Genomic DNA, 22,013 nt, shown 5'->3' with positions numbered 1-22,013 from the left:
TATTATCATCTTTAGATATTTATCAGTTATATAGGAAATAAAATTTGGCTAGAGCGTCTTCAGCCCTACTAAAACGTAGGTTAGATATTGCCGAAATCGTACGTAAACAAGGTGAAGTAAAAGTAGATGACTTATCTGACAAGCTTCAAGTATCTAATGTTACCATTCGGCAAGATTTAACATATTTAGAACAACAAGGTTATTTAAAACGATCCTTTGGTGGAGCAATTTATATTCCACCTGAAAGTTTGGCTAACCAAACTTCTTTCGACTCTGTAAATTATAGTAATATCAATTTAAATATCAGTGAAATCGATATCGTTAAAAATTGTTTAGATTATATAAATGATGGCGATACACTTTTTTTAGGTCATGGCACTTTAATTCGAAAACTCATTCCTTTTTTGCATAATAAAAAATCCTTAAAATTAATTATGAATGATATTCAAAATGCTCAATTGGTTAAGGAGTTTTCAGATGCCGAAGTCATATTAGTGGGGGGGGTGCTTTTAGAGGGTAATATTTTGCAAAATAATAATGCCCTAACTGAGGTTGTTAACCAATTTTCTATTACCCATTTTATTGTCGAATTGGCAGCTATCAATGCTAATAATCATTTAATTATTGCTAATATTGATCAACAAAAAACATATCAACAAATATTTAAAAATGCTGACCATACTATTGGCCTTTTACCTCAACGCTTGGTAATGAATGATGAACACAGTATCGGAAAACTAAAGCATTTAGATACGGTTATATTATCAAGACCAGTTGTCACCGAATATCATCAACAATTATTAGATTCTAATTTTAAACAAGATGTGGTTAACAAATTTTGCGTGATCTATCGTAATGCAAAGGGGATGTAATATGCAATTTAAGATTTGTACTATAGGAGAATTGCTAGTTGAGTTTTTAGCTAAACAGAAAAACCAACGTTTTGACGAACCGGGTGAGTTTGTCGGACCTTTTGTCAGTGGCGCACCAGCAATATTTGCTGATCAAGTTGCAAAATTAGGTTTTCCAGTTATTTTTTTTGGTTGTGTTGGCAAAGATGCTTTTGGTCACATGTGCACTAAGCGATTAAAACAAGATGGTGTGATTATTGAGGGGATTACCTCGCATTATAAAGCTAATACAGGTAGTGCATTTGTAACCTATAAAGACTTAAATGAACGCGATTTTATCTTTAATATCCCAAATAGTGCCTGTGGTCTACTTTCGTTCAATCATATAAATGAAAGTTTACTAAAAGATTGTACCCATTTACACGTTATGGGCTCTTCACTTTATTCTTTTCGCGCCATTGATGCTATGCGTAAAGCACTTGATATTATTAAAACAAATGGCGGCACAATTTCGTTTGATCCTAATTTGCGTAAGGAGATGTTTAATATTCAGGAAATGGAGCAATCGTTTGATTATATCATGGAATATACCGACATATTTTTACCAAGCGAAAGCGAGGTTAGTTATTTTGCCCATAGCCATGATGAGAGTGAACAACAAACCATGTTTTCATTACTCGAAAAAGGAATTAAACATATTGTGGTGAAAAAAGGTAGTAATGGTGCAGACTACTATGGTCACGATGAAAAAAATAAATTATACACACTTCATGTCGACGGTTTTGCCACAAACGTCATTGATCCAACTGGAGCGGGTGACTGTTTTGGTGCAACCTTTGTGAGTTTGATGTTAGCCGGATATTCTGTCAAACAGGCTTTGCGCTATGCGAATGCGAGCGGTGCTCTAGCTGTATCTAAAAAAGGTCCAATGGAAGGGACATCGACATTAGATGAATTAAAACAATTTATTTCTAAATATAAATAAAATCAGTTGAACAAATTTGCAAAAAAAATCCCAATAACATGGTTATTGGGAAAACATAAGGAATAGGAAAACAATGAAATAAATGCATTGTCGAGTGTTAGTATGCGCCTTTTTTTAAAAAATGTATGTAAAGATAACTAAATGATTGCTTAAATAGATTGTATCTATCTTGTTAAGTAAGTGTAAATCGCTTTATTCTCGTCACTAATTCATTATTTTTTATTGTGTTATCTATAAGAAGATCTCTAATAATGAGTTTAAAAACAGCTTACCGCGCTCGGTTATTTGCCAATTATGTTTATGTTCAATCAAATAGTTTTGCTCTATGGCAAGGTTAATCTGCTTACTTACCGATTGCAAGGGTAAAAAAGTACGTTGTTCAAATTCGTGCTTGGGCGTTGCTTCAAATAATCGGAAACGATTCATAAAATATTCAAAGGGTAGATCTTGCGACGCTACTTGATAAGCGTGTTCTAAATATCGACCTTCTAAATACCCTTTAGGGTGACGTGTTTTTACTGTCCGGGTAATTTTGCCATTCGATTGGGTAATTTTACCATGCGCTCCGCAGCCAATCCCTAAATAATCACCAAAACGCCAATAATTTAAATTATGTTCGCATTGATAGCCGGGTTTGGCATATGCTGAGGTTTCATATTGTTGATAGCCTTGTTGAGTTAAAAGTTGATGCCCTTGTTGATAAATTTCCCATAGGTTATCGTCATCAGGTAAGATTGGTGGTTTGGAACCAAATAATGTATTGGGTTCAATAGTTAGTTGATACCAAGACAAATGCGGGGGGGCTAGCTTAATGGCTTGCTTTAAATCATACAATGCATCATCAATGGATTGATTCGGTAAGCCATGCATTAAGTCTAAATTAAAACTATGTAAATTTAGGTTATGAGCAAGAGTACCTGCATTTATGGCTTCTTCAGGGTTATGTATGCGTCCTAAATTTACTAGTTTAGCCGATTGAAAGCTTTGCACGCCAATTGAAATACGATTAATTCCTGCTTGCTGATAACCCTTAAACCTTTCTACATCAACAGAATTTGGGTTTGCTTCAATTGTTATTTCTGCCTCGCTGTCTATTGGAATAATTTTATTAACGTCGATTAATAACTGATTAATCAATTCGGCTGAAAATAGACTTGGCGTGCCTCCACCGATAAAAATAGAGTGAATTGAGCGATCAGGACACAGTTTGACATCTTGCCGTAAATCTTCAATAAGATGTTGAATATAAGCTTGATAATCAGGTGTTTTTTTCACCGTATGTGAATTAAAATCACAGTAAGGACATTTTTGAACACACCAAGGCATATGAATATATAAGCTAAGCGGAATTTTATAATCAAACATATGCTTTTCCATAAATTTTTGTCAAATACGCAGAATAAGTTTAAATGAGCTGGCTATATTACTCGTATTTATTAAAAAAAGCTTTTTTACCTTTATTCTATTTCTAGAATGTGGTGAAAAAGCGTAAAATAGAAACAATTTTAGATTTAGTTTATGACATTGATTGTCGATCAGATTAAACATTATAGGAGTAATTATGAGTATTTTAAAACAACTATTGGATAGTGCTAAACAATCTCAGTCTTTAAGCCCATCTGTTAAACAAACCACCTATGGTGAATTACCTATTTTAGTCATTAATCACCAAACTTGTACAGCCGCGGTTTCACTACAAGGTGCGCATCTATTATTTTGGCAACCGACAACTGAAACTGCACCAGTCGTTTGGTTAAGTAACAACGCCGTATTTAAAAAAGGTACCGCTATTCGTGGTGGTGTACCTATTTGTTGGCCTTGGTTTGGTAAATTAGGTGATCCTATGCATGGTTTTGCCCGTATAGTGCAGTGGACTCTAGATTCATGCAACGAAGATAATGATGGCGTTGATCTTGTTTTATCGTTAACCAATAATCAACAAACTGAGCCGTTTTTTTCAAAACCTTTTCACGTTTGGTTACAGATTCATATTGGTAATACTTGCCAAGTCACGTTAACTTGCCAAGGCGATTTTGAAGCAACAAGTGCATTACATACCTATTTTGGTGTAGATAATATTAACAATGTGCTTGTTAAAGGTTTAGGAGACAGCTATCAAGAACGTTTAGCAAATGAAAATAAACCCACTACTGTAGGTCAGCTGACTTTCAATCAAGAAGTCGATCGTATTTACACCCATGCCGATAATAAGTTAATCATTAAAGATGGGCAACGTACTATTGAGTTAACTAATAATCATTCGACCGATGTTGTAACATGGAATCCATGGATAGATAAAGCAAAAGCAATGGCTGATTTTGCTGATGATGAATATCAATCTATGGTTTGTGTCGAAACTGCGTGTATTACTCAACCTTTAAAACTTTCGCCAACAGAAAAAGTGTCTTATGGTTTTAAGATAGAATTAATAAAGTAAACAGTAAATTCGTATTACAAACTTAATCGATACTTGGTTTTGATTAATAGTAGTATGATTATTTGATTGCGTTAAATTGCAGAACGCTTTATAATCGCTAACGCTTTTTAAGCAACTATTTGATAGCCAATTACTGGGTCGCCTGTAATTGGTTTTTATTTGAAATTACTAAGAGAAATTAAAATGTTTACATTAAAAGCAGAAGTTAGAAAAGAGCATGGTAAGGGTGCGAGCCGCCGCCTGCGTCACGCTGGTCAATTCCCAGCTATTATCTATGGTGGAAGTGAAGCAGCAGTTTCTGTTGTGCTTGATCACAACCATATTTTTAATATGCAAGAAAAACCAGAATTTTATTCTGAAGTATTAACTATTGAAGTTGACGGTAAAGCTGTTAAAGCAAAAGTACAAGCAGTACAACGTCATCCATTCAAACCAAAATTAGTGCATATGGATTTTGTGCGCGTATAAATTATCCATCAATTGGGTAACACCCAATTACTAATCCACGCAAAAGGTCGCCTTCATGGTGACCTTTTGTTTTCGTATCAAATAAGGCAAATACCTATTATTATGATTAGCTCTATTAACTGAGTGTACATAGGTAGGACAACGTAATAAAATAGATAATATGCTTTTTTTAGGAGAAAATTATGTCTGATATCCCAGTTTGCGATTTAGTTATTTTTGGTGCTAAAGGGGATTTAACGAGACGTAAATTATTACCGTCTTTATATCAATTGGAAAAATATGGTAAGTTGCCAAAACAGACTAAAATTTTAGGCGTAGGTCGTGCTGATTGGGATCATGCTGCTTATTGCGAAGTAGCCAAAGAAGCATTGGCTACTTTTATGCCAGAACCTATCGACGACGCGATTTGGCAACGATTTAGTCAACGACTTAATTTTCATAAATTAGATGTCAATAATCTTGCTGGTTTTAGCGCATTAAAGGATGAACTTGACCAAACCAGACCAACTATTTTTTATTTTGCCATGCATCCTGGTGCGTTTGGTACTATCTGCCAAGGTTTAGCTGAAGCGGGATTAAATCAAATCCAAAACCGAATTGTTATGGAAAAACCACTCGGTACCGATTTACAATCATCGCGTGAAATTAACGATTCTGTTGCGAAATATTTTAATGAGTCACAAGTCTATCGTATTGACCATTATTTAGGTAAAGAATCCGTTTTAAATTTATTAGCATTACGTTTTGCAAATCCTGTATTTGCCTCATTTTGGGACCGAAATTCAATCGATCATGTTGAAATTACTGTTGCTGAGCAAGTCGGTATTGAAGGGCGTTGGGGATATTTTGATAAAGCTGGTCAAATGCGTGATATGGTACAAAACCATTTATTACAGATTTTAACTATGATTGCAATGTCTCCACCATCTAATCTTGGTGATGATAGCTTGCGTAATGAAAAAATCGCTGTACTTAATGCACTTAGACCAATTAATAAAACCAATATTCGTGATAAAGTTGTTAGAGGTCAATATACCTCAGGATTTGTTAACGGTATTAATGTACCGGGGTATTTAGAAGAAGATGGTGCAACCCCAGACAGCCATACTGAAACCTTTGTGGCTATTCGTGTCGATATTGATAATTGGCAGTGGGCGGGAGTCCCTTTTTATTTGCGTACTGGTAAGCGTTTACCAAGCAAATGCTCAGAAGTGGTTGTTTATTTTAAACCATTACCACTGAATTTGTTTAGTGAATCTTATCCTGAGCTGCCACAAAATAAGTTAACCATTCGATTACAGCCTGATGAAGGTATGGATATTGAAATTCTTAATAAAGTGCCAGGGTTAGATAGTACCCATACTTTACAAACAACTAAGCTTGATTTAAGTTTTAGTGAAACTTTCCATCAACATCGTGCTGATGCTTATGAACGCTTGCTACTTGAAGTGATGCGAGGACGACAAGCACTATTTGTTCATCGTGACGAAGTTGAAGCTGCTTGGAAATGGGTTGATTCTATTATCAATGCATGGGATGCTGATAATGACACACCAAAAACTTATCAAGCTGGTACTTGGGGACCGGTTGCATCAGTCGCTTTAATTACTAAAGATGGCTATTCATGGCATGAATTTGAATAAAAGGAATATCCAATATGGTTACACTAAATAAATATGCAACAAGTGAGTTATTAGTTGAAGACCTGACTTCACACATCGTGAATGAACTTACCAAAGCGATTCAAATTAGAGGACAAGCTTCGATAGCTGTATCGGGGGGTAAAACGCCTATTCCTTTATTTATTGCTCTTAGTGAGCAAAATTTAGATTGGAGCCGTGTATTTATTACTCTGGTTGATGATAGATGGGTTGATGATACTGATGATGCCAGTAATGAAAAATTGGTCATGACTTACTTATTACAAAATAAAGCAAAGTTGGCTAATTTTATCGGTTTAAAAAATAGCTGTAATAATCCATTTGATGGCGCGTCAATTACTGAAAAACAGTTAGACAAAGTACCAATGCCATTTGATGTATTAATTCTAGGTATGGGGGAAGATGGTCATACTGCGTCATTATTCCCTGGCGCTGCGAATTTAGCTGCCGGTTTAGATATGAAATCAGGCCGTAAAGTTATCGGTATGACACCATTAACAGCACCTTTAGATCGAATTACTTTAACGCTGCCTACTATTTTAAATAGTCACAATATCTATCTACATTTAGTGGGTGATAGTAAAATGTCAGTATTAGAACAAGCCGAACAAGGTAAAGATATTAACCAAATGCCAGTTAGAGCAATTTTACAGCAAGATAAAGTTAATGTGACCATATTTTGGACTGCTGCGTAAGCCTATTGATTGTGCCGACTTATGTCGGCCACAATCTTTCTTTAAAGCCTCAATCATTACTCATCCATTATGAGTAATATTTAACTTCATTACTTTATTCACATCATCTCTTAATCATATTTTTTCTATTGTTAGTATGAACGTTTAAAAAATAAATCATTTAACCAATTGATTTAAATAAATATTTTAAATATTCAAAGCTGAAGTTATTTTTAGTAAAAATAGCGTGAACTTATTTTTATGAATATTCGCGAAATTAATTGATTAAATACCTATTATTTTTGTAACTTTTGTGGTAAAAAGTGGGTTTAAGTGGTAAAAAAGTAAGAATTATTTAACCATCTGATTTTAATCAATAAAAAAATAATAAAAATTTAAAGAAAACGGTGCTTTCATGTTCAGTGGTGCAACTTCAGTCAATTTAGATAGTAAAGGGCGGATGGCTATTCCTACTCGCTATCGTGATGCTTTGTCTGAAGGCATGGTTTGCACAATTGGTTTATATCATTCTTGCTTGTCACTTTACTCAATTTCTGAATGGAAAAGTATTGAAAAGCAACTATCAACACTTTCTACTATTGTTGAGTCAGAGCGTCGAATAAAACGATTATTACTAGGCTATGCAATTGAGTGCCCTATGGATAATTCAGGTCGGATCCTATTACCGCCTACATTACGCACATACGCAAAATTAGAAAAACATGTCATGTTTGTAGGTCAATCTAATAAATTTGAAATTTGGGATGAAGTCATCTGGTATCAACAAATTAGTGAAGATATTGCTGAGCTGTCGGCTGATATTACAAACTTATCCGATAATTTAAAAAATTTAACGATTTAACTAAATAATAGAGTACAAGACTAATGAGCTATCTACATACAACTGTTTTACTAAATGAAGCTATTGCAGCATTAAATATAAAAAAAAACGGTATTTATGTTGATGGAACTTTTGGTCGAGGCGGTCATTCTCGTTTAATTTTAAATCATCTAGGTAATGAAGGAAGATTAATTGCCATTGATCGCGATGCCAAAGCTCAACAGGCAGCGAGTGAAATAATTGATCCGCGATTTACCTTTATTCGTGGTGAGTTTTCTAATGTATATCAATATATTGATAATTTAGGCTTACTTGGTAAAGTTGATGGTTTTTTATTGGACCTTGGGGTTTCTTCTCCGCAACTTGATGATCCGCAAAGAGGATTTTCGTTTATGCGTGATGGTCCGCTCGATATGCGGATGAATAATCATCAGGGCATGACAGCAAGTGAGTGGCTATTACATAGTGATGAAGCCGATATAGCATGGGTATTAAAAACATTTGGTGAAGAAAAATTTGCTAAACGTATTGCGCGAGCTATTGTCGAAAAAAACAAAATTATGCCGATTACTCGCACATTAGAGTTAGCCAATTTAATTGAACAAGCAACACCTAAAAAAGATAAACATAAACATCCAGCAACACGGAGTTTTCAAGCAATTCGTATATATATTAATAGCGAACTTGAAGAAGTTGAACAAGCATTGAACGCCAGTTTGTCGATACTTGCCAACCAAGGACGGCTTGCCGTAATTAGTTTTCATTCTTTAGAAGATCGAATAGTTAAGCAATTTATTAGCAAACAGAGTAAAGGACCTGAGTTGCCAGCAGGATTACCACTTACTGAACAACAAATTAAACAATATGGTGGTGCCGAGTTAAAATCACTTGGCAAGGTAAAACCAAGTATGGATGAGATTAATCACAACCCGCGTTCAAGAAGCGCAATATTAAGGGTAGCTGAAAGGAAAAATGAACAGTAATCAAGCAAATGATAGCGAAAATTTTTATGCTGAAATCGACAATCAAAAGCGACCAAGTAAAAGTTTATTTGGCTTAATTGTTGGTGATTTGCTCGGTCATCAAAAAATTTCATTATTATTACTTATACTTATCATTATTACAGCTGGAGCCGTATTAATCACAACGCAACAAGTTCGTAAGCAACTATTTGAACGTGAGCAACTTTTACTAGAACAAGATGTTTTAGAGAGCGAATGGCGTAATTTAGTTATTGAAGAAAATGTACTTGCCGATCCGAAACGTGTTGAAGATAAAGCTAAAAATCAATTGGGTATGTCATATGTGACGCCTCAAAATGAAACCGTTATTGTGATAAAGAGTAAATAATGAAACCTGTAGTGAAAAATAATAAAGATAAAACTAAAAAGGTTGTAAAAACAAACAAAGCAAATAAACCGAACAAAAAACAGTTTTTTACACCTAACCGTTTTTATATCGTCTATGGCTTTATTATATTTGCTATTGTGTGTTTAATTATTCGAATGGCAATATTGCAGATAATAGAACCAGATAAGCTTATTGCTGAAGGTAATAAACGATCCATTCGCCATCAAGAAATGGATGCACCGCGTGCCATGATTACTGATCGTAATGGTCGAGCGCTTGCCGTGAGTGTGCCAATGTTTGATGTGTGGGCGGATCCTAAAATTGTTGTACAAAAAGGTGGTGTCAAAGCTGATGATATTAGGTGGCAAGGTTTAGCCAAAACACTCAATATATCAATGTCAACCTTACAGCAAAAATTGAGTAATCCATCTATGCGTTTTGTGTATTTAACTAAGCAAATTACACCAACAATAGCGGATTATTTAAAACAGTTAAAACTACCGGGTATTTCGTTTGCTAAAACATCCAAACGTTATTATCCAGCTGCTGAAAATATTGCGCAGTTAATTGGTTTAACCGATATCGACGATAACGGCACCGAACGGGGTTCTGAAGGGATAGAAAAAAGCTTCAATAAATGGTTAATTGGTGAATCAGGACAACGAGTCGTAAGACGTGACCGAGTGGGTCGGGTTATTGAAGAGTTAGAACGAACTGATAGTGAAGCCGCATCCGATTTAACGTTAAGTATTGATGAACGCTTGCAATCTTTAGTGTACAGCGAATTAAGTCAAGCGGTTGAATTTAATAAAGCCGATAGTGGAACAGCTGTTTTAATTGATGTGCATACAGGTGAAATTTTAGCGATGGCAACGAGCCCGTCTTATAATCCTAATAATCGTTCCTCTATTGATTATAATTTATTACGTAATAGAGCTGTCACTGATGCGTTTGAACCTGGTTCAACAGTTAAACCATTAGTTGTTATGGCAGCTTTAGAGAAAAAAATTGCAGATGTAAATACTATCATTGATACCCGACCATTTTTTGTGAATCGGTATGAAATTAAAGACGTGTCGTATCAAAAATCATTAAATCTAGCGGGCATTTTAGAAAAATCAAGTAATGTTGGGGTCAGTAAATTAGCATTACAAATGCAGCCTGGCGAGTTAGTTGAATTTTATAGTCGTTTTGGTTTAGGTCAGCCAACGGGATTAGGATTAGGTGGTGAAGTGAGTGGATCTATTGCTGCTGATCGTACCAGAAAATGGGCAGATATTGAGCGCGCCACCTTTGCATTCGGGTATGGTTTAAGTGTCACACCGTTACAATTAGCCAGAGCTTATGCAACTATTGGTAGTTACGGTATATATCGTCCTGTTTCTATCTTAAAAATTACAGAACCGGTTAAAGGTGAACGCGTAGTACAAGAAAAAATAGCTAAAACAGTCGTGCAATTGATGGAAGCTGTGGCTGTGACAGGTGGGGGAACTAAAGCTTCGGTACCTGGTTATAGTGTTGGCGTTAAAACGGGTACTGCAAAAAAATTATCGGGTGGACGCTATGTCAATCAATATTTAGCTTATACCGCAGGAATTGCACCGGCAACCGGTCCTAAATATTCATTAGTTGTCGTTATTGATAACCCGAAAGCCGGTCAATATTATGGTGGTTCAGTATCCGCACCTGTTTTTAGCCGTATTATGGGGGGGGTTCTTCGAACAATGAATGTGAAGCCAGATCGTCAAGTTGATGGGCAAATGATTATTTATTAACAGGTGGTAAATGATGTCTACAAGCACATTTAAAACATTATTTGAATTATTAGGTGGAACTGGCAAATTAGAATTAGCCGATTTTCCGCTTAATCATTTACGTATCGATAGTCGTCAAGTGGAAAAAAACGATGTGTTTGTTGCGATCAAAGGGCATGCCGTAGATGGTCGTAATTTTATTGAACAAGCCATTTTGGCAGGTGCTGTTGCGATACTTATTGAAACTAATCGAAAATCGAATAATTTAAAAATTGATTATCTTAAGCAAGATGATAAGTCTGTAATACCACAAATCAGTATTTTTCAATTGTCACATCGTTTGTCGATGATTGCTAATGATTTTTATCATTCACCTTCCAAAAAATTGTCAGTGATTGGAGTAACAGGCACTAATGGTAAAACCACAGTGACACAACTTATTGCTCAATGTACTACGTTATTAAATGAAAAAACCGCTATTTTAGGTACTATTGGTAATGGTATTTATAATCATCAGCTCGAGCCATCAACCAATACCACTGCATCAGCTATCGATGTACAAACTTTATTAGCCGATTTTGTGAAAAAGCATGTCAAAGTTGTAGCAATGGAAATTTCTTCACATGGTTTAGCCATGGACCGCGTTAAAAGTTTAAATTGTGCCGCAACCGTATTTACCAATCTCAGTCGAGATCATCTTGATTATCATAAAACTATGAGTAAATACGCGAAAGCAAAATGGTCATTATTCACTCCAGAAGAAAAGCAAAAGCAAGTACTAAATTCGGGCAAGTCAATTGTTAATTATGATGATAAATATGGCAAGCGATGGATTGAAAAACTGACACAGGTGACAGCGGTATCTTGCCAGCCTAAATCGTTACGTCGTTTAAAAGCATTAAATATACCTTATGTTGGCGTATCGATGATTGAATACCACGATAAAGGCGCCAAAATTCATATGGAGTCAAGTTGGGGAAATGCCATTATCAATAGCCGTTTATTAGGTGAATTCAATGTTTCTAACCTACTTTTGTCTATTGCAACTTTATTAACACTAGATTACCCATTTTTTGCTGTTGTGAATATGGCCTCTTTTCTTAAACCAATTTGTGGACGAATGGAAGTTCTACACGAAAAAAATAGTCCTACAGTTATTGTCGATTATGCGCATACGCCAGATGCATTACAAAAAGCGTTACAAGCTAGCCGAATTCACTGCAAAGGAACGTTATGGGTGATTTTTGGTTGTGGTGGTGATAGAGATAGTGGAAAGCGCCCATTAATGGCTGAAGTGGCTGAACAATTTGCAGATCAAATTGTACTAACTAATGATAATCCACGCACTGAAGATGAAATGAACATTATTCATGATATTCAACAAGGGTTACATGATGGTACCCATGTAAAAGTCATCCCTGATAGAAAACAAGCGATTACTTATACACTAAAACAAGCTAAATCTAATGATGTAATATTAATTGCAGGCAAAGGGCACGAGGATTACCAGATTGTAGGTAAAACCAAATATTACTATTCCGATCAAGAAACAGTGAAACAGCTTTTAGGAGTAGCGAATCAATCATGATTCCATTACAAATTAAACAAATCAAAAAAGTCATAAATGGTCAATCTTATCATATCTTAAACGAAGATATGATGATTGATGCTATTTGTACAGACTCCAGAAACATTATCAAAAATGCAGTATTTATTGCCTTAGTGGGTGATCATTTTGATGGGCATGTTTTTGTTGAACAAGCAATAGAACAAGGCGCTAGTGTGGTTATTGTTGATCATAAAATTGACAATAATGCTATTGCTCAAATTGTCGTTAAGGATACAAAAATTGCACTTGGGCTTATTGCGGCGGAGGTTCGTCAGTTAAGTCATGCTAAAATTGTTGCGCTCACTGGTTCTTCGGGTAAAACCTCGGTTAAAGAAATGACTGCCGCAATTTTACAACATTGTGGTCAGACACTTTATACTCAGGGCAATTTTAATAATGATATTGGTGTACCATTAACGTTATTCCGTCTAACTGAGCAAGATCAATATGCAGTAATAGAATTAGGCGCGAATCACATTGGTGAAATTGCGTATACAACTAATATTGTTAAACCCCAAAGTGCTCTAATTAATAATATTGCGCAGGCGCACCTTGAAGGCTTTGGTTCGCTTGATGGAGTGGCAACCGCCAAAGGTGAAATTTTTGCAGGATTAGCGAATAATGGTATTGCTATCATCAATTTAGATAGCTGTAGTGATAAGTGGTTTAATTCGTTAGGTAATAAAACGGTATGGACTTTTTCATTATCTAATCCATCAGCTAATTTTTATGCCAGTAATATTCAAATCGCTCAGACCACTTCATTTATCTTACATACACCTAATGGTCAATGTGCACTAGAACTTCCCTTGATTGGTGAACATAATGTTTCTAATGCGGTTGCGGCGTCAGCTTTAGCGATTTCTGTAGGCGCAACGTTTAATCAAATAAAGCAAGGTTTAGCTACCTTAAAACCGGTAAAAGGTCGATTGTTTCCAATACAATTAAATCAAACCCAGTTAATTTTGGATGATGCTTATAATGCTAATGTTGGTTCAATGTCGGCAGCTATTAAGGTTTTAGCAAAGCAACCTGGTTATCGAATTTTAGTTGTTGGTGATATGGCTGAATTAGGCGAAGATGCCGAAAAATATCATCAACAAATTGGTGAACTTGCTCATCACGAAAAACTTGATTGTGTCATTAGTGTCGGTAATTTAAGTCAATTTATTAGCCAGTATAGTGGTGTCGGCCACCATTTTAATCATAAACAAGATGCAGTGAATTATCTGTTAATGTTACTACGGCAGCATCCAATTTTAACCATACTAGTTAAAGGATCACGTAGCGCTAAAATGGAAGAGCTCATCGAAAAAATTCAAATCGAACAATGTTGATTCAGGATTAAAATTATGTTGTTTTTAATATCAGAACATTTAGTTAAATATTTTACTTTTTTTAATGTTATCTCTTATTTAACGGTCAGGGCCATCTTAGCGCTGTTAACTTCATTAGCTATTTCATTAATTATGGGGCAAAAGGTCATTGATTGGCTTCAAAAATTGCAGATTGGTCAAGTCATTCGTAATGATGGGCCCGAATCGCATTTAAGCAAAAAAGGGACGCCAACAATGGGAGGAACCCTCATTTTGGCATCAATCTCGATTTCAGTTTTTTTATGGGCAGATCTGCGTAATCCTTATGTCTGGGTAACCTTATTTGTTTTAATTGGTTACGGTATTGTTGGTTTTGCAGACGATTATTTAAAAGTTATTCGTAAAAATACAGCGGGCCTTATTGCTAGATGGAAATACTTTTGGCAATCAGTTATTGCCTTAATTGTTGCGTTCGGCCTTTATGCTTATGGTAAAGATACGGCGGTAACCGTATTAGTTGTTCCTTTTTTCAAAGATGTGATGCCACAATTAGGATTATTCTTTATTTTGCTAACCTATGTGGTCATCGTTGGTGCCGGTAATGCGGTTAATTTGACGGATGGACTTGATGGACTTGCCATCATGCCAACAGTATTTGTTGCAGCAGGTTTTGCTTTAGTATCTTGGGCTACCGGTAATGTTAATTTTGCTGCTTATTTACATATTCCCTATATTAAATTCAGTGGAGAACTCATGATTGTTTGCACTGCAATCGTCGGTGCTGGACTTGGCTTTTTATGGTTCAACACGTATCCGGCTATGGTATTTATGGGCGATGTAGGGTCTTTAGCGTTAGGCGGTGTGTTTGGCATCATTTCAGTATTATTACGCCAAGAATTTTTATTACTGATAATGGGCGGTATATTTGTTATTGAAACGTTATCGGTAATTTTACAGGTTGGTTCTTATAAATTACGAGGTAAAAGAATTTTCAGAATGGCGCCAATACATCATCATTATGAACTTAAAGGTTGGCCGGAACCTCGGGTGATTGTTCGTTTTTGGATTATTTCATTAATGTTAGTATTAATTGGGTTATTAACGTTGAAATTACGTTAATTAATAAGATCAGGATTAAATCATGATTAGCTATCAGGGCAAAAACGTTGTTATTATTGGCTTAGGCATCACAGGGCTCTCTTGTGTGGACTATTTTCTTGCTCAAAATGTGATTCCAAAAGTGATTGATACACGTTTAAAGCCACAAGGATTAGAGCTATTAGACAGCCGTATTGAATACCATTTAGGTGATCTAAAGCTTGATTGGTTGTTAGATGCTGATTTAATTATCGCAAGTCCAGGTATAGCTTTATCTACGCCACAATTACAACAAGCGGCAAACCAAGGTATTGAAATTATAGGCGATATAGAACTTTTCTGCCGCGAGGTTAACAAGCAAGCCAATAAGCAAGTAGTTGCCATTACCGGCGCCAATGGTAAAACAACCGTCACAACATTGGTTGGTGATATTGTTAAATCATCAGGTATTAAGGTTGGTGTTGGTGGTAATATCGGTGAGCCGGCATTATCACTTTTAAAACAAAATGTTGATGTGTATGTGCTTGAACTTTCAAGCTTCCAATTAGAAACAACTTTTAGTTTACAAGCAACTGTAGCGACGATTTTAAATATATCCGAAGATCACATGGATCGCTATCCGCTAGGTTTAATGCAATATGCTCAAGCTAAACAACGCATCTATCATAATGCAAAGTATTGCGTATTTAATCACGATGATAAATTAACAATACCTGCGTCTAATGAGCAAAATTGTGTCTCATTTGGGGTAAATAAAGGCGATTACCATTTAGATAATAAGTGTGAACATTTAATTGCACAAAATGAAGTGGTTTTATCGACTAAAGAGATGAAACTAATTGGGCGTCATAATTATTTAAATGCGTTGGCTGCGCTTGCTATTAGTGATCGATTAGGTATTTCCAGAACGTCAAGTTTAGCAACCATAGCAACCTTTCAAGGTTTAGCTCACCGATTTGAATTGGTATATCAACAAAATGGTGTGAAATGGATTAATGATTCAAAAGCGACCAATGTTGGAAGCACCGAGGCAGCGTTAAATAGTGTAGTGTGCCAAGGAAAGTTATATTTACTATTAGGTGGTGATGGAAAATCTGCCGATTTTACCCCTCTGATTCCTTACTTACAAAATAACCAGATTGAGGTTTTTTGTTTTGGGCGAGACCGTCAATTACTTGCAAAATTAGCACCGAGTAAAACTACTGTGACTGAAACCATGGCAGATGCAATGCAACTGATCGCGAATAAAGTTAAGGTGGATGATGTGGTATTGCTTTCCCCTGCGTGCGCCAGTTTAGATCAATTTAAAAATTATATTGAGCGAGGTAATCAGTTTGCTCAACTGGCAAAGCAATATGCTCAAAGGAGTGAAAAATGACGTTTTTTTGGATAAAAAAACAGGTAAATCCAAATATACCGTTTGATAATTCATTACTCTGGACAGTGTTTGGTTTAATGATTTTTGGTTTAATCATGGTGACATCGGCATCGATGTCATTTAGTGAAACTAATCCTTTTTTCTATACCCAGCGCGAATTAATTCAGTTGGCTATGTCCCTGTTTTTAATGTTTGTAACATTGTATATTCCTATGCAGCGCTGGCAACAATTTAGTACCGCTCTTTTAATTGTTGCCATTATTATGTTAGTGATTGTATTAGGCATAGGCTCTTCAATCAATGGTGCATCGCGTTGGATCCCATTAGGTGTTTTTAACTTCCAACCGGCTGAGTTAGCCAAATTATCTTTATTTATTTTTCTAGCAGCCTATCTATCACGCAAATCCGATGAAGTGCAAAATCGTTTTTGGGGATTTTTTAAACCTATGGTGGTGATGGCTGTTTTATCAATTCTACTCTTAAAACAACCCGATTTAGGTACCGTTATTGTGCTGTTTATGGTAACCATTGGTATTTTATTTATTGCCGGTGCTCAGTTGTGGCAATTTATTGCTATTTTGTTGACGGGTGTTGGTGCTGTGATATGTTTGATTTTATATGAAGCTTATCGTTTAACCCGTTTATTAACCTTTCTCGATCCTTGGCAAGACGCAACAGGATCGGGCTATCAGTTAGTTGCTTCATTGATGGCCATTGGTAGTGGTGGTATTACTGGTCAAGGAATGGGCAATTCAATTCTTAAATTGGGCTATTTACCCGAATGTCATACAGATTTTATTTTTTCCATTATTTCTGAGGAGTATGGTTATCTTGGGGTTGTTGCTTTATTGATGTTGTTATTTTTTCTAACATTTAAAGCATTAGCTATTGGATATAGAGCACTTAATGATGGTTCGCAGTTTTCAGGTTATTTAGCTTGTGAAATCGGTATTTGGTTTGGTTTTCAAACTTTCGTTAACATAGGCGTAACATCCGGCATGTTACCAACTAAAGGGTTAACATTACCATTTATTAGCTACGGTGGTTCAAGTCTTATTGTAATGAGCATTGCTGTTGCTATATTACTGCGAATAGACTATGAGTTTAGACAAAAACAAGCACAAGCAAGAATAAGGTCAATAAAATAATGAAAAAATTATTAGTGATGGCTGGTGGCACAGGCGGTCATGTATTTCCAGGTATTGCCGTTGCGCATTATTTGATGAAACAAGGGTGGCAAGTTAGGTGGCTTGGTACAGCAGATAGAATGGAAGCGCATTTAGTTCCTGAAAATGGAATTGATATTGATTTTATCCAAATATCAGGTTTACGCGGAAAAGGAATAAGCGCTTTATTAAAAGCACCTTATAAAATTGTTAAAGCGGTTTTGCAAGCAAGAAAAATTTTGAAAGCTTATCGTCCTGATGTAGTGCTTGGTATGGGGGGATATGTATCAGGTCCAGGTGGAATTGCAGCTAAAACTTTAGGTATACCTATTGTATTACATGAACAAAATGGTATTGCTGGTTTAACTAACAAATGGTTAGCGAAAATTGCAACTAAAGTGCTTCAAGCTTTTCCTACTGCTTTCCCCCATGCTGAGGTAGTGGGTAATCCGGTTCGCAATGATTTATTGCAACTAGCTGATCCTAGTGAAAGATTGAAAGATAGACAAGGTCCAATTCGAGTATTAGTAATGGGCGGTAGTCAAGGTGCTAAAGTGATTAATGATATTGTGCCTAAAGTGATAACCAAATTGTCCGATAAATATGTAGTTTGGCATCAAACAGGAAAAGGAATGCTAGAATCAGTTTCTCAGTCTTATCAAGATTGTGATATGACAAACAATAAAATTACTGAATTTATTTCTGATGTTGCCGAGGCTTATAATTGGGCGGATATTGTCATTTGCCGAAGTGGAGCACTAACAGTAAGTGAAATTGAAGTGGTCGGTATAGGGGCGATTTTCGTGCCATTTATGCATAAAGATCGCCAGCAATATTGGAATGCAAAATCTTTAGCCGATATTGGTGCTGCAACTATTATTGAGCAACCCGATTTTAATGTTGCATCGCTTTCTCATTTACTTGAAAATTTAAATCGATCGGAGTTAATAGATATGGCCGTTAAGGCTAAAAGTTTAGCCATTGTGAATTCGACAGAAAGAGTGGCTCAAACCTTGTGTTCAGTAGTAAAATGATTAATTTTTTATATAATGTGATGTAATCATCTTACTTAAGATGTTTAAGATTAATAATATCGTTATGACATATCAATTATTGAGTTCATTAATAATAAGCATAATAGAATACTCAATAAAGTTAAAGCATAACACGTAAATAAAAACAGTATAATTAGGAGTTCGATTGTGAATACGAAGGAATTAGCTGAATTAAGAGCAATTATTCCCGAAATGAAACGTGTCAAACATATCCATTTTGTTGGGATAGGTGGCGCTGGCATGGGAGGAATTGCCGAAGTTTTGGCTAATGAAGGTTATCAAATTAGTGGCTCGGACATTGCTGAAAACGCGGTAACACAACATTTAGAGACATTAGGTGCAAAAATTGTTATTGGGCATGCGGCCGAAAATATACTCGGTTCAAGTGTTGTTGTGATATCTTCAGCTATTTCGCAAGATAACATAGAAGTTGTTGCGGCACGTGAAGCGCGTATTCCAGTTATTCAACGGGCAGAAATGTTAGCCGAACTAATGCGTTTTCGCTATGGTATTGCCATTGCCGGTACACACGGTAAAACCACAACAACAGCCATGGTTACAGCTATCTATGCTGAAGCAAAACTTGACCCGACTTTTGTTAATGGGGGATTGGTTAAAGCAGCTGGCACACATGCGCAATTAGGTAGCAGCCGTTATTTTATTGCCGAAGCAGATGAAAGTGATGCTTCATTTCTTCATTTGCAACCAATGGTATCGATTGTCACCAATATTGAACCTGATCATATGGATACTTATCAGGGTAATGTCGAAAATCTTAAACAGACATTTATCTCGTTTTTACGTAATCTTCCTTTTTATGGTTTAGCAATAATGTGTTATGACGATCCATTTAATCGTGATTTATTACCTATTGTCGGGCGTAAAATTATCACTTATGGATTTAGTGAAGAAGCGGATGTGGTCATTAAAAATTATCGTCAGGAACAAGGTATCAGCTATTACACGGTGTGCCGACCAAATCATGAAGATTTACAGATAGAATTAAATGCACCAGGAAAACACAATGCGTTAAATTCAGCTGCTGCAATTATTGCTGCCACTGAAGATGGTATTGACGATGAGTCAATTATTCATGCCTTAGCTAAATTTGCGGGCACCAGTAGACGGTTTGATTTATTGGGGGTCTTCCCGCATGTCAATGGCAGCGATATTATGATGGTGGATGATTATGGTCATCATCCAAGTGAAGTTAATGCAACAATACAGGCAGCAAGAAATGGTTGGCCCGATCGTCGATTAGTCATGTTGTTTCAACCCCATCGATATACTCGAACTCGGGATTTATTTGATGATTTTGCGCAAGTACTTTCTCAAGTCGATGCGCTGGTTATGTTGGATGTTTATTCCGCCGGTGAGCAACCCATTGCGGGAGCGGATAGTCGATCTTTATGTCGTTCGATTCGTAATCGCGGTAAAGTTGATCCGATTTATGTTTCCGATTTAGATCTTCTACCTGAGATTATGCAGGAATTATTGCAAGGTGGGGATTTATTATTAACACAAGGTGCTGGTAGTGTAGGTCGTATTGCTCGACAATTAGCCAGTGCTCAATTATATTCAAAAGAGGTATAATAATCATGAACGATAAAGTAGCTGTATTATATGGTGGTACCTCTGCGGAACGTGAAGTGTCGATTAAATCTGGTCGTGCAGTGCTAGCCGGATTATTGGCCAGTGGGATTGATGCCCATCTTATTGATACTAAAGACCATGCTATTACGGATCTAAAGCAACAAGGTTTTAATAAAGCTTTCATCATACTGCATGGACGTGGAGGTGAAGATGGTATTGTTCAGGCCATTTTAACTTATCAAAATATTCCTTATACAGGCAGTGATGTGTTGTCATCTGCACTGACAATGGATAAATTAAAAACCAAATTAATTTGGAAAGCAATGGATTTGCCGGTTGCCAATTATGTTATGGTTAATAAAACCCAACCTGTTGATGTTGAGTCTATTGTTAAACAACTTGGTTTACCGCTATTTGTAAAGCCAATTCATGAAGGATCAAGCGTTGGGATGGCAAGAGTTAATGAAATCTCTGAATTGAAAGATGCTATAGATGTTGCTTTTCAATATGATGATGCGGTGATGGTTGAGTCATTTTTATCTGGACCGGAATTTACAGTAGCAATAGTTGGTGAAGAAGTTTTACCCGCAATTTACATTAAACCCGCTACCAAATTTTATGATTATGATGCAAAGTATCTATCTGACTCAACACAATACTTTTGCCCAAGCGGGTTACCCGAAAATAAAGAACAGGAAATTCGTAAATTGGCCCTTGATGCTTATAAAGCAGTAGGATGTCGAGGGTGGGGAAGGGTAGATATTATGTTTGACGATAATCAAAATCCTTATTTACTTGAAGTCAATACCGCTCCAGGTATGACAGATCATAGTTTAGTGCCAATGGCAGCCAAGCAATACGGTTGGTCATTTAGTGAACTAGTTACACGAATTTTAAAACTGGCAACTATATAATGGCCCTATTTTTATGAAACAAGTTAGGCAAGCAGCACATCGACGAGAAGAAAGAAAAAAAAGGCGCCTGCTTATTTTTCGTAATACAGAACAATTCATGGGATTTTTGTTCTTTATTATGATTATTTTAATTAGCACTTGGATTGTGCAAAGTATTAAAGAGTGGATGGATGATCCAGAACAAATGGTATTGTCTCAGTTAACATTGAGCGGAGAACATACTTATACAACGGAAAATGACCTTCGGGAAGCGATTTTAGGTTTAGGTTTACCAAATACTTATATTGGACAAGATGTTGATGATATTCAGCAAGAAGTCATGCGCTTTCCATGGGTTAAGCATGCCAGTGTACGAAAACAGTGGCCGGATCGATTGATTGTTCATGTCGAAGAGTATAAACCGGCATTTTATTGGAATGATTTATTTTTACTTGATGAAAATGGCGTTGTATTTAGTGTACCTTTGGATCGTATTAACAATTTAAAATTACCAAGGCTATATGGACCTGAAGGTAAAGCAAAATCAGTACTCGAAACATATTATAAATTAGATAATTTATCTAAAAAACTGGCTAATAATCAGTTGGCATTAAAGATTGACGCGGCAATATCCGATGAGCGAAATGCTTGGCAACTGATGGTAAAACAATGTATTGCTGGTATATGTGTTGAAGATCAGGAAATAAAATTGGTGTTAGGAAGTGAAAACATCGAAGAGCGTTATCAACTATTTATGAAATTATTTCCTGAAATACAATCAAGAATACCAACAAATGAAAGAATAACGGTCGCTGATTTACGTTATGAAAATGGTATTTCAGTACAAAGAGAAAAAATAGCGCAGTAAGGAATAAATAAAGGCT

20 protein-coding genes are annotated in these 22,013 nt (G+C 36.0%); 19 read left to right on the top strand and 1 reads right to left on the bottom strand.

What is annotated here, in order from left to right; translation table 11 throughout:
- Positions 1 to 44: 44 nt before the first annotated feature.
- Positions 45 to 872, top strand: coding sequence for a DeoR/GlpR family DNA-binding transcription regulator (locus tag J3U56_RS04070; protein ID WP_267333559.1), 828 nt, complete (start codon positions 45 to 47; stop codon positions 870 to 872).
- A gap of 1 nt (position 873) precedes the next feature.
- Positions 874 to 1,836, top strand: coding sequence for a sugar kinase (locus J3U56_RS04065; RefSeq protein ID WP_267333558.1), 963 nt, complete (start codon positions 874 to 876; stop codon positions 1,834 to 1,836).
- A gap of 231 nt (positions 1,837 to 2,067) precedes the next feature.
- On the opposite strand, the gene hemW is transcribed toward J3U56_RS04065, so the two are convergent.
- Positions 2,068 to 3,201 carry a radical SAM family heme chaperone HemW gene (gene hemW, locus J3U56_RS04060; protein WP_267366803.1) on the bottom strand — a complete coding sequence of 378 codons (1,134 nt, stop codon included), beginning with the start codon at positions 3,199 to 3,201 and terminating at the stop codon, positions 2,068 to 2,070.
- A 196-nt stretch (positions 3,202 to 3,397) separates the two neighbouring features.
- On the opposite strand from hemW, the gene J3U56_RS04055 reads away from it, so the two are divergent.
- The 17 genes from J3U56_RS04055 (at position 3,398) to J3U56_RS03975 (ending at position 21,997) form a co-directional block, all read left to right on the top strand.
- Positions 3,398 to 4,273, top strand: a complete 876-nt coding sequence (locus J3U56_RS04055) for a D-hexose-6-phosphate mutarotase (protein WP_267366801.1) — start codon at positions 3,398 to 3,400, stop codon at positions 4,271 to 4,273.
- A 183-nt stretch (positions 4,274 to 4,456) separates the two neighbouring features.
- A complete protein-coding gene (rplY, locus tag J3U56_RS04050) occupies positions 4,457 to 4,741 on the top strand; it encodes a 50S ribosomal protein L25 (protein ID WP_267333555.1) in 285 nt (94 codons plus the stop codon).
- 182 nt (positions 4,742 to 4,923) lie between these two features.
- Positions 4,924 to 6,384 carry a glucose-6-phosphate dehydrogenase gene (gene zwf / locus J3U56_RS04045; protein WP_267333554.1) on the top strand — a complete coding sequence of 487 codons (1,461 nt, stop codon included), beginning with the start codon at positions 4,924 to 4,926 and terminating at the stop codon, positions 6,382 to 6,384.
- A 14-nt stretch (positions 6,385 to 6,398) separates the two neighbouring features.
- Positions 6,399 to 7,097 (top strand): 6-phosphogluconolactonase, encoded by a 699-nt coding sequence (gene pgl / locus J3U56_RS04040; protein ID WP_267333553.1) that lies wholly within the window; start codon positions 6,399 to 6,401, stop codon positions 7,095 to 7,097.
- A gap of 394 nt (positions 7,098 to 7,491) precedes the next feature.
- Positions 7,492 to 7,938, top strand: coding sequence for a division/cell wall cluster transcriptional repressor MraZ (mraZ, locus tag J3U56_RS04035; protein WP_267333552.1), 447 nt, complete (start codon positions 7,492 to 7,494; stop codon positions 7,936 to 7,938).
- Between the two features lie 23 nt (positions 7,939 to 7,961).
- Positions 7,962 to 8,900 carry a 16S rRNA (cytosine(1402)-N(4))-methyltransferase RsmH gene (gene rsmH / locus J3U56_RS04030; RefSeq protein WP_267333551.1) on the top strand — a complete coding sequence of 313 codons (939 nt, stop codon included), beginning with the start codon at positions 7,962 to 7,964 and terminating at the stop codon, positions 8,898 to 8,900.
- Positions 8,890 to 9,267, top strand: coding sequence for a cell division protein FtsL (gene ftsL / locus J3U56_RS04025; RefSeq protein WP_065633882.1), 378 nt, complete (start codon positions 8,890 to 8,892; stop codon positions 9,265 to 9,267). Before rsmH ends, ftsL begins: the two co-directional genes overlap by 11 nt.
- Positions 9,267 to 11,042 (top strand): peptidoglycan glycosyltransferase FtsI, encoded by a 1,776-nt coding sequence (gene ftsI / locus J3U56_RS04020; RefSeq protein WP_267333550.1) that lies wholly within the window; start codon positions 9,267 to 9,269, stop codon positions 11,040 to 11,042. The genes ftsL and ftsI overlap by 1 nt, the downstream gene beginning before the upstream one ends.
- A 13-nt stretch (positions 11,043 to 11,055) precedes the next feature.
- Positions 11,056 to 12,609 carry a UDP-N-acetylmuramoyl-L-alanyl-D-glutamate--2,6-diaminopimelate ligase gene (gene murE, locus J3U56_RS04015; protein ID WP_267366799.1) on the top strand — a complete coding sequence of 518 codons (1,554 nt, stop codon included), beginning with the start codon at positions 11,056 to 11,058 and terminating at the stop codon, positions 12,607 to 12,609.
- Complete coding sequence (murF, locus tag J3U56_RS04010) at positions 12,606 to 13,967, top strand: UDP-N-acetylmuramoyl-tripeptide--D-alanyl-D-alanine ligase (RefSeq protein ID WP_267366797.1); 1,362 nt, start codon at positions 12,606 to 12,608, stop codon at positions 13,965 to 13,967. Before murE ends, murF begins: the two co-directional genes overlap by 4 nt.
- Positions 13,968 to 13,982: 15 nt before the next feature.
- A complete protein-coding gene (gene mraY / locus J3U56_RS04005) occupies positions 13,983 to 15,065 on the top strand; it encodes a phospho-N-acetylmuramoyl-pentapeptide-transferase (protein WP_267333547.1) in 1,083 nt (360 codons plus the stop codon).
- 22 nt (positions 15,066 to 15,087) lie between these two features.
- Entirely contained in the window at positions 15,088 to 16,422 is a 1,335-nt protein-coding gene (murD, locus tag J3U56_RS04000; protein WP_267347594.1) for a UDP-N-acetylmuramoyl-L-alanine--D-glutamate ligase, read from the top strand.
- A complete protein-coding gene (gene ftsW, locus J3U56_RS03995; protein ID WP_267333545.1) occupies positions 16,419 to 17,570 on the top strand; it encodes a cell division protein FtsW in 1,152 nt (383 codons plus the stop codon). Before murD ends, ftsW begins: the two co-directional genes overlap by 4 nt.
- Positions 17,570 to 18,622 (top strand): undecaprenyldiphospho-muramoylpentapeptide beta-N-acetylglucosaminyltransferase, encoded by a 1,053-nt coding sequence (murG, locus tag J3U56_RS03990; RefSeq protein ID WP_267343955.1) that lies wholly within the window; start codon positions 17,570 to 17,572, stop codon positions 18,620 to 18,622. Before ftsW ends, murG begins: the two co-directional genes overlap by 1 nt.
- Positions 18,623 to 18,790: 168 nt before the next feature.
- Positions 18,791 to 20,236 carry a UDP-N-acetylmuramate--L-alanine ligase gene (gene murC, locus J3U56_RS03985; protein ID WP_065798417.1) on the top strand — a complete coding sequence of 482 codons (1,446 nt, stop codon included), beginning with the start codon at positions 18,791 to 18,793 and terminating at the stop codon, positions 20,234 to 20,236.
- Between the two features lie 5 nt (positions 20,237 to 20,241).
- The gene (locus J3U56_RS03980) at positions 20,242 to 21,150 is read left to right on the top strand and encodes a D-alanine--D-alanine ligase (RefSeq protein WP_065633873.1); all 909 of its coding nucleotides are present in this window, start codon (positions 20,242 to 20,244) and stop codon (positions 21,148 to 21,150) included.
- Positions 21,151 to 21,163: 13 nt separating this feature from the next.
- A complete protein-coding gene (locus J3U56_RS03975) occupies positions 21,164 to 21,997 on the top strand; it encodes an FtsQ-type POTRA domain-containing protein (RefSeq protein WP_267347596.1) in 834 nt (277 codons plus the stop codon).
- Positions 21,998 to 22,013: the final 16 nt, after the last annotated feature.

Source organism: Gilliamella sp. B2824 (assembly GCF_026536245.1).
GTDB lineage: Bacteria > Pseudomonadota > Gammaproteobacteria > Enterobacterales > Orbaceae > Gilliamella.
Note: the sequence above shows the minus strand (reverse complement) of the source record. Positions and strands in the feature narration are given on the sequence as shown.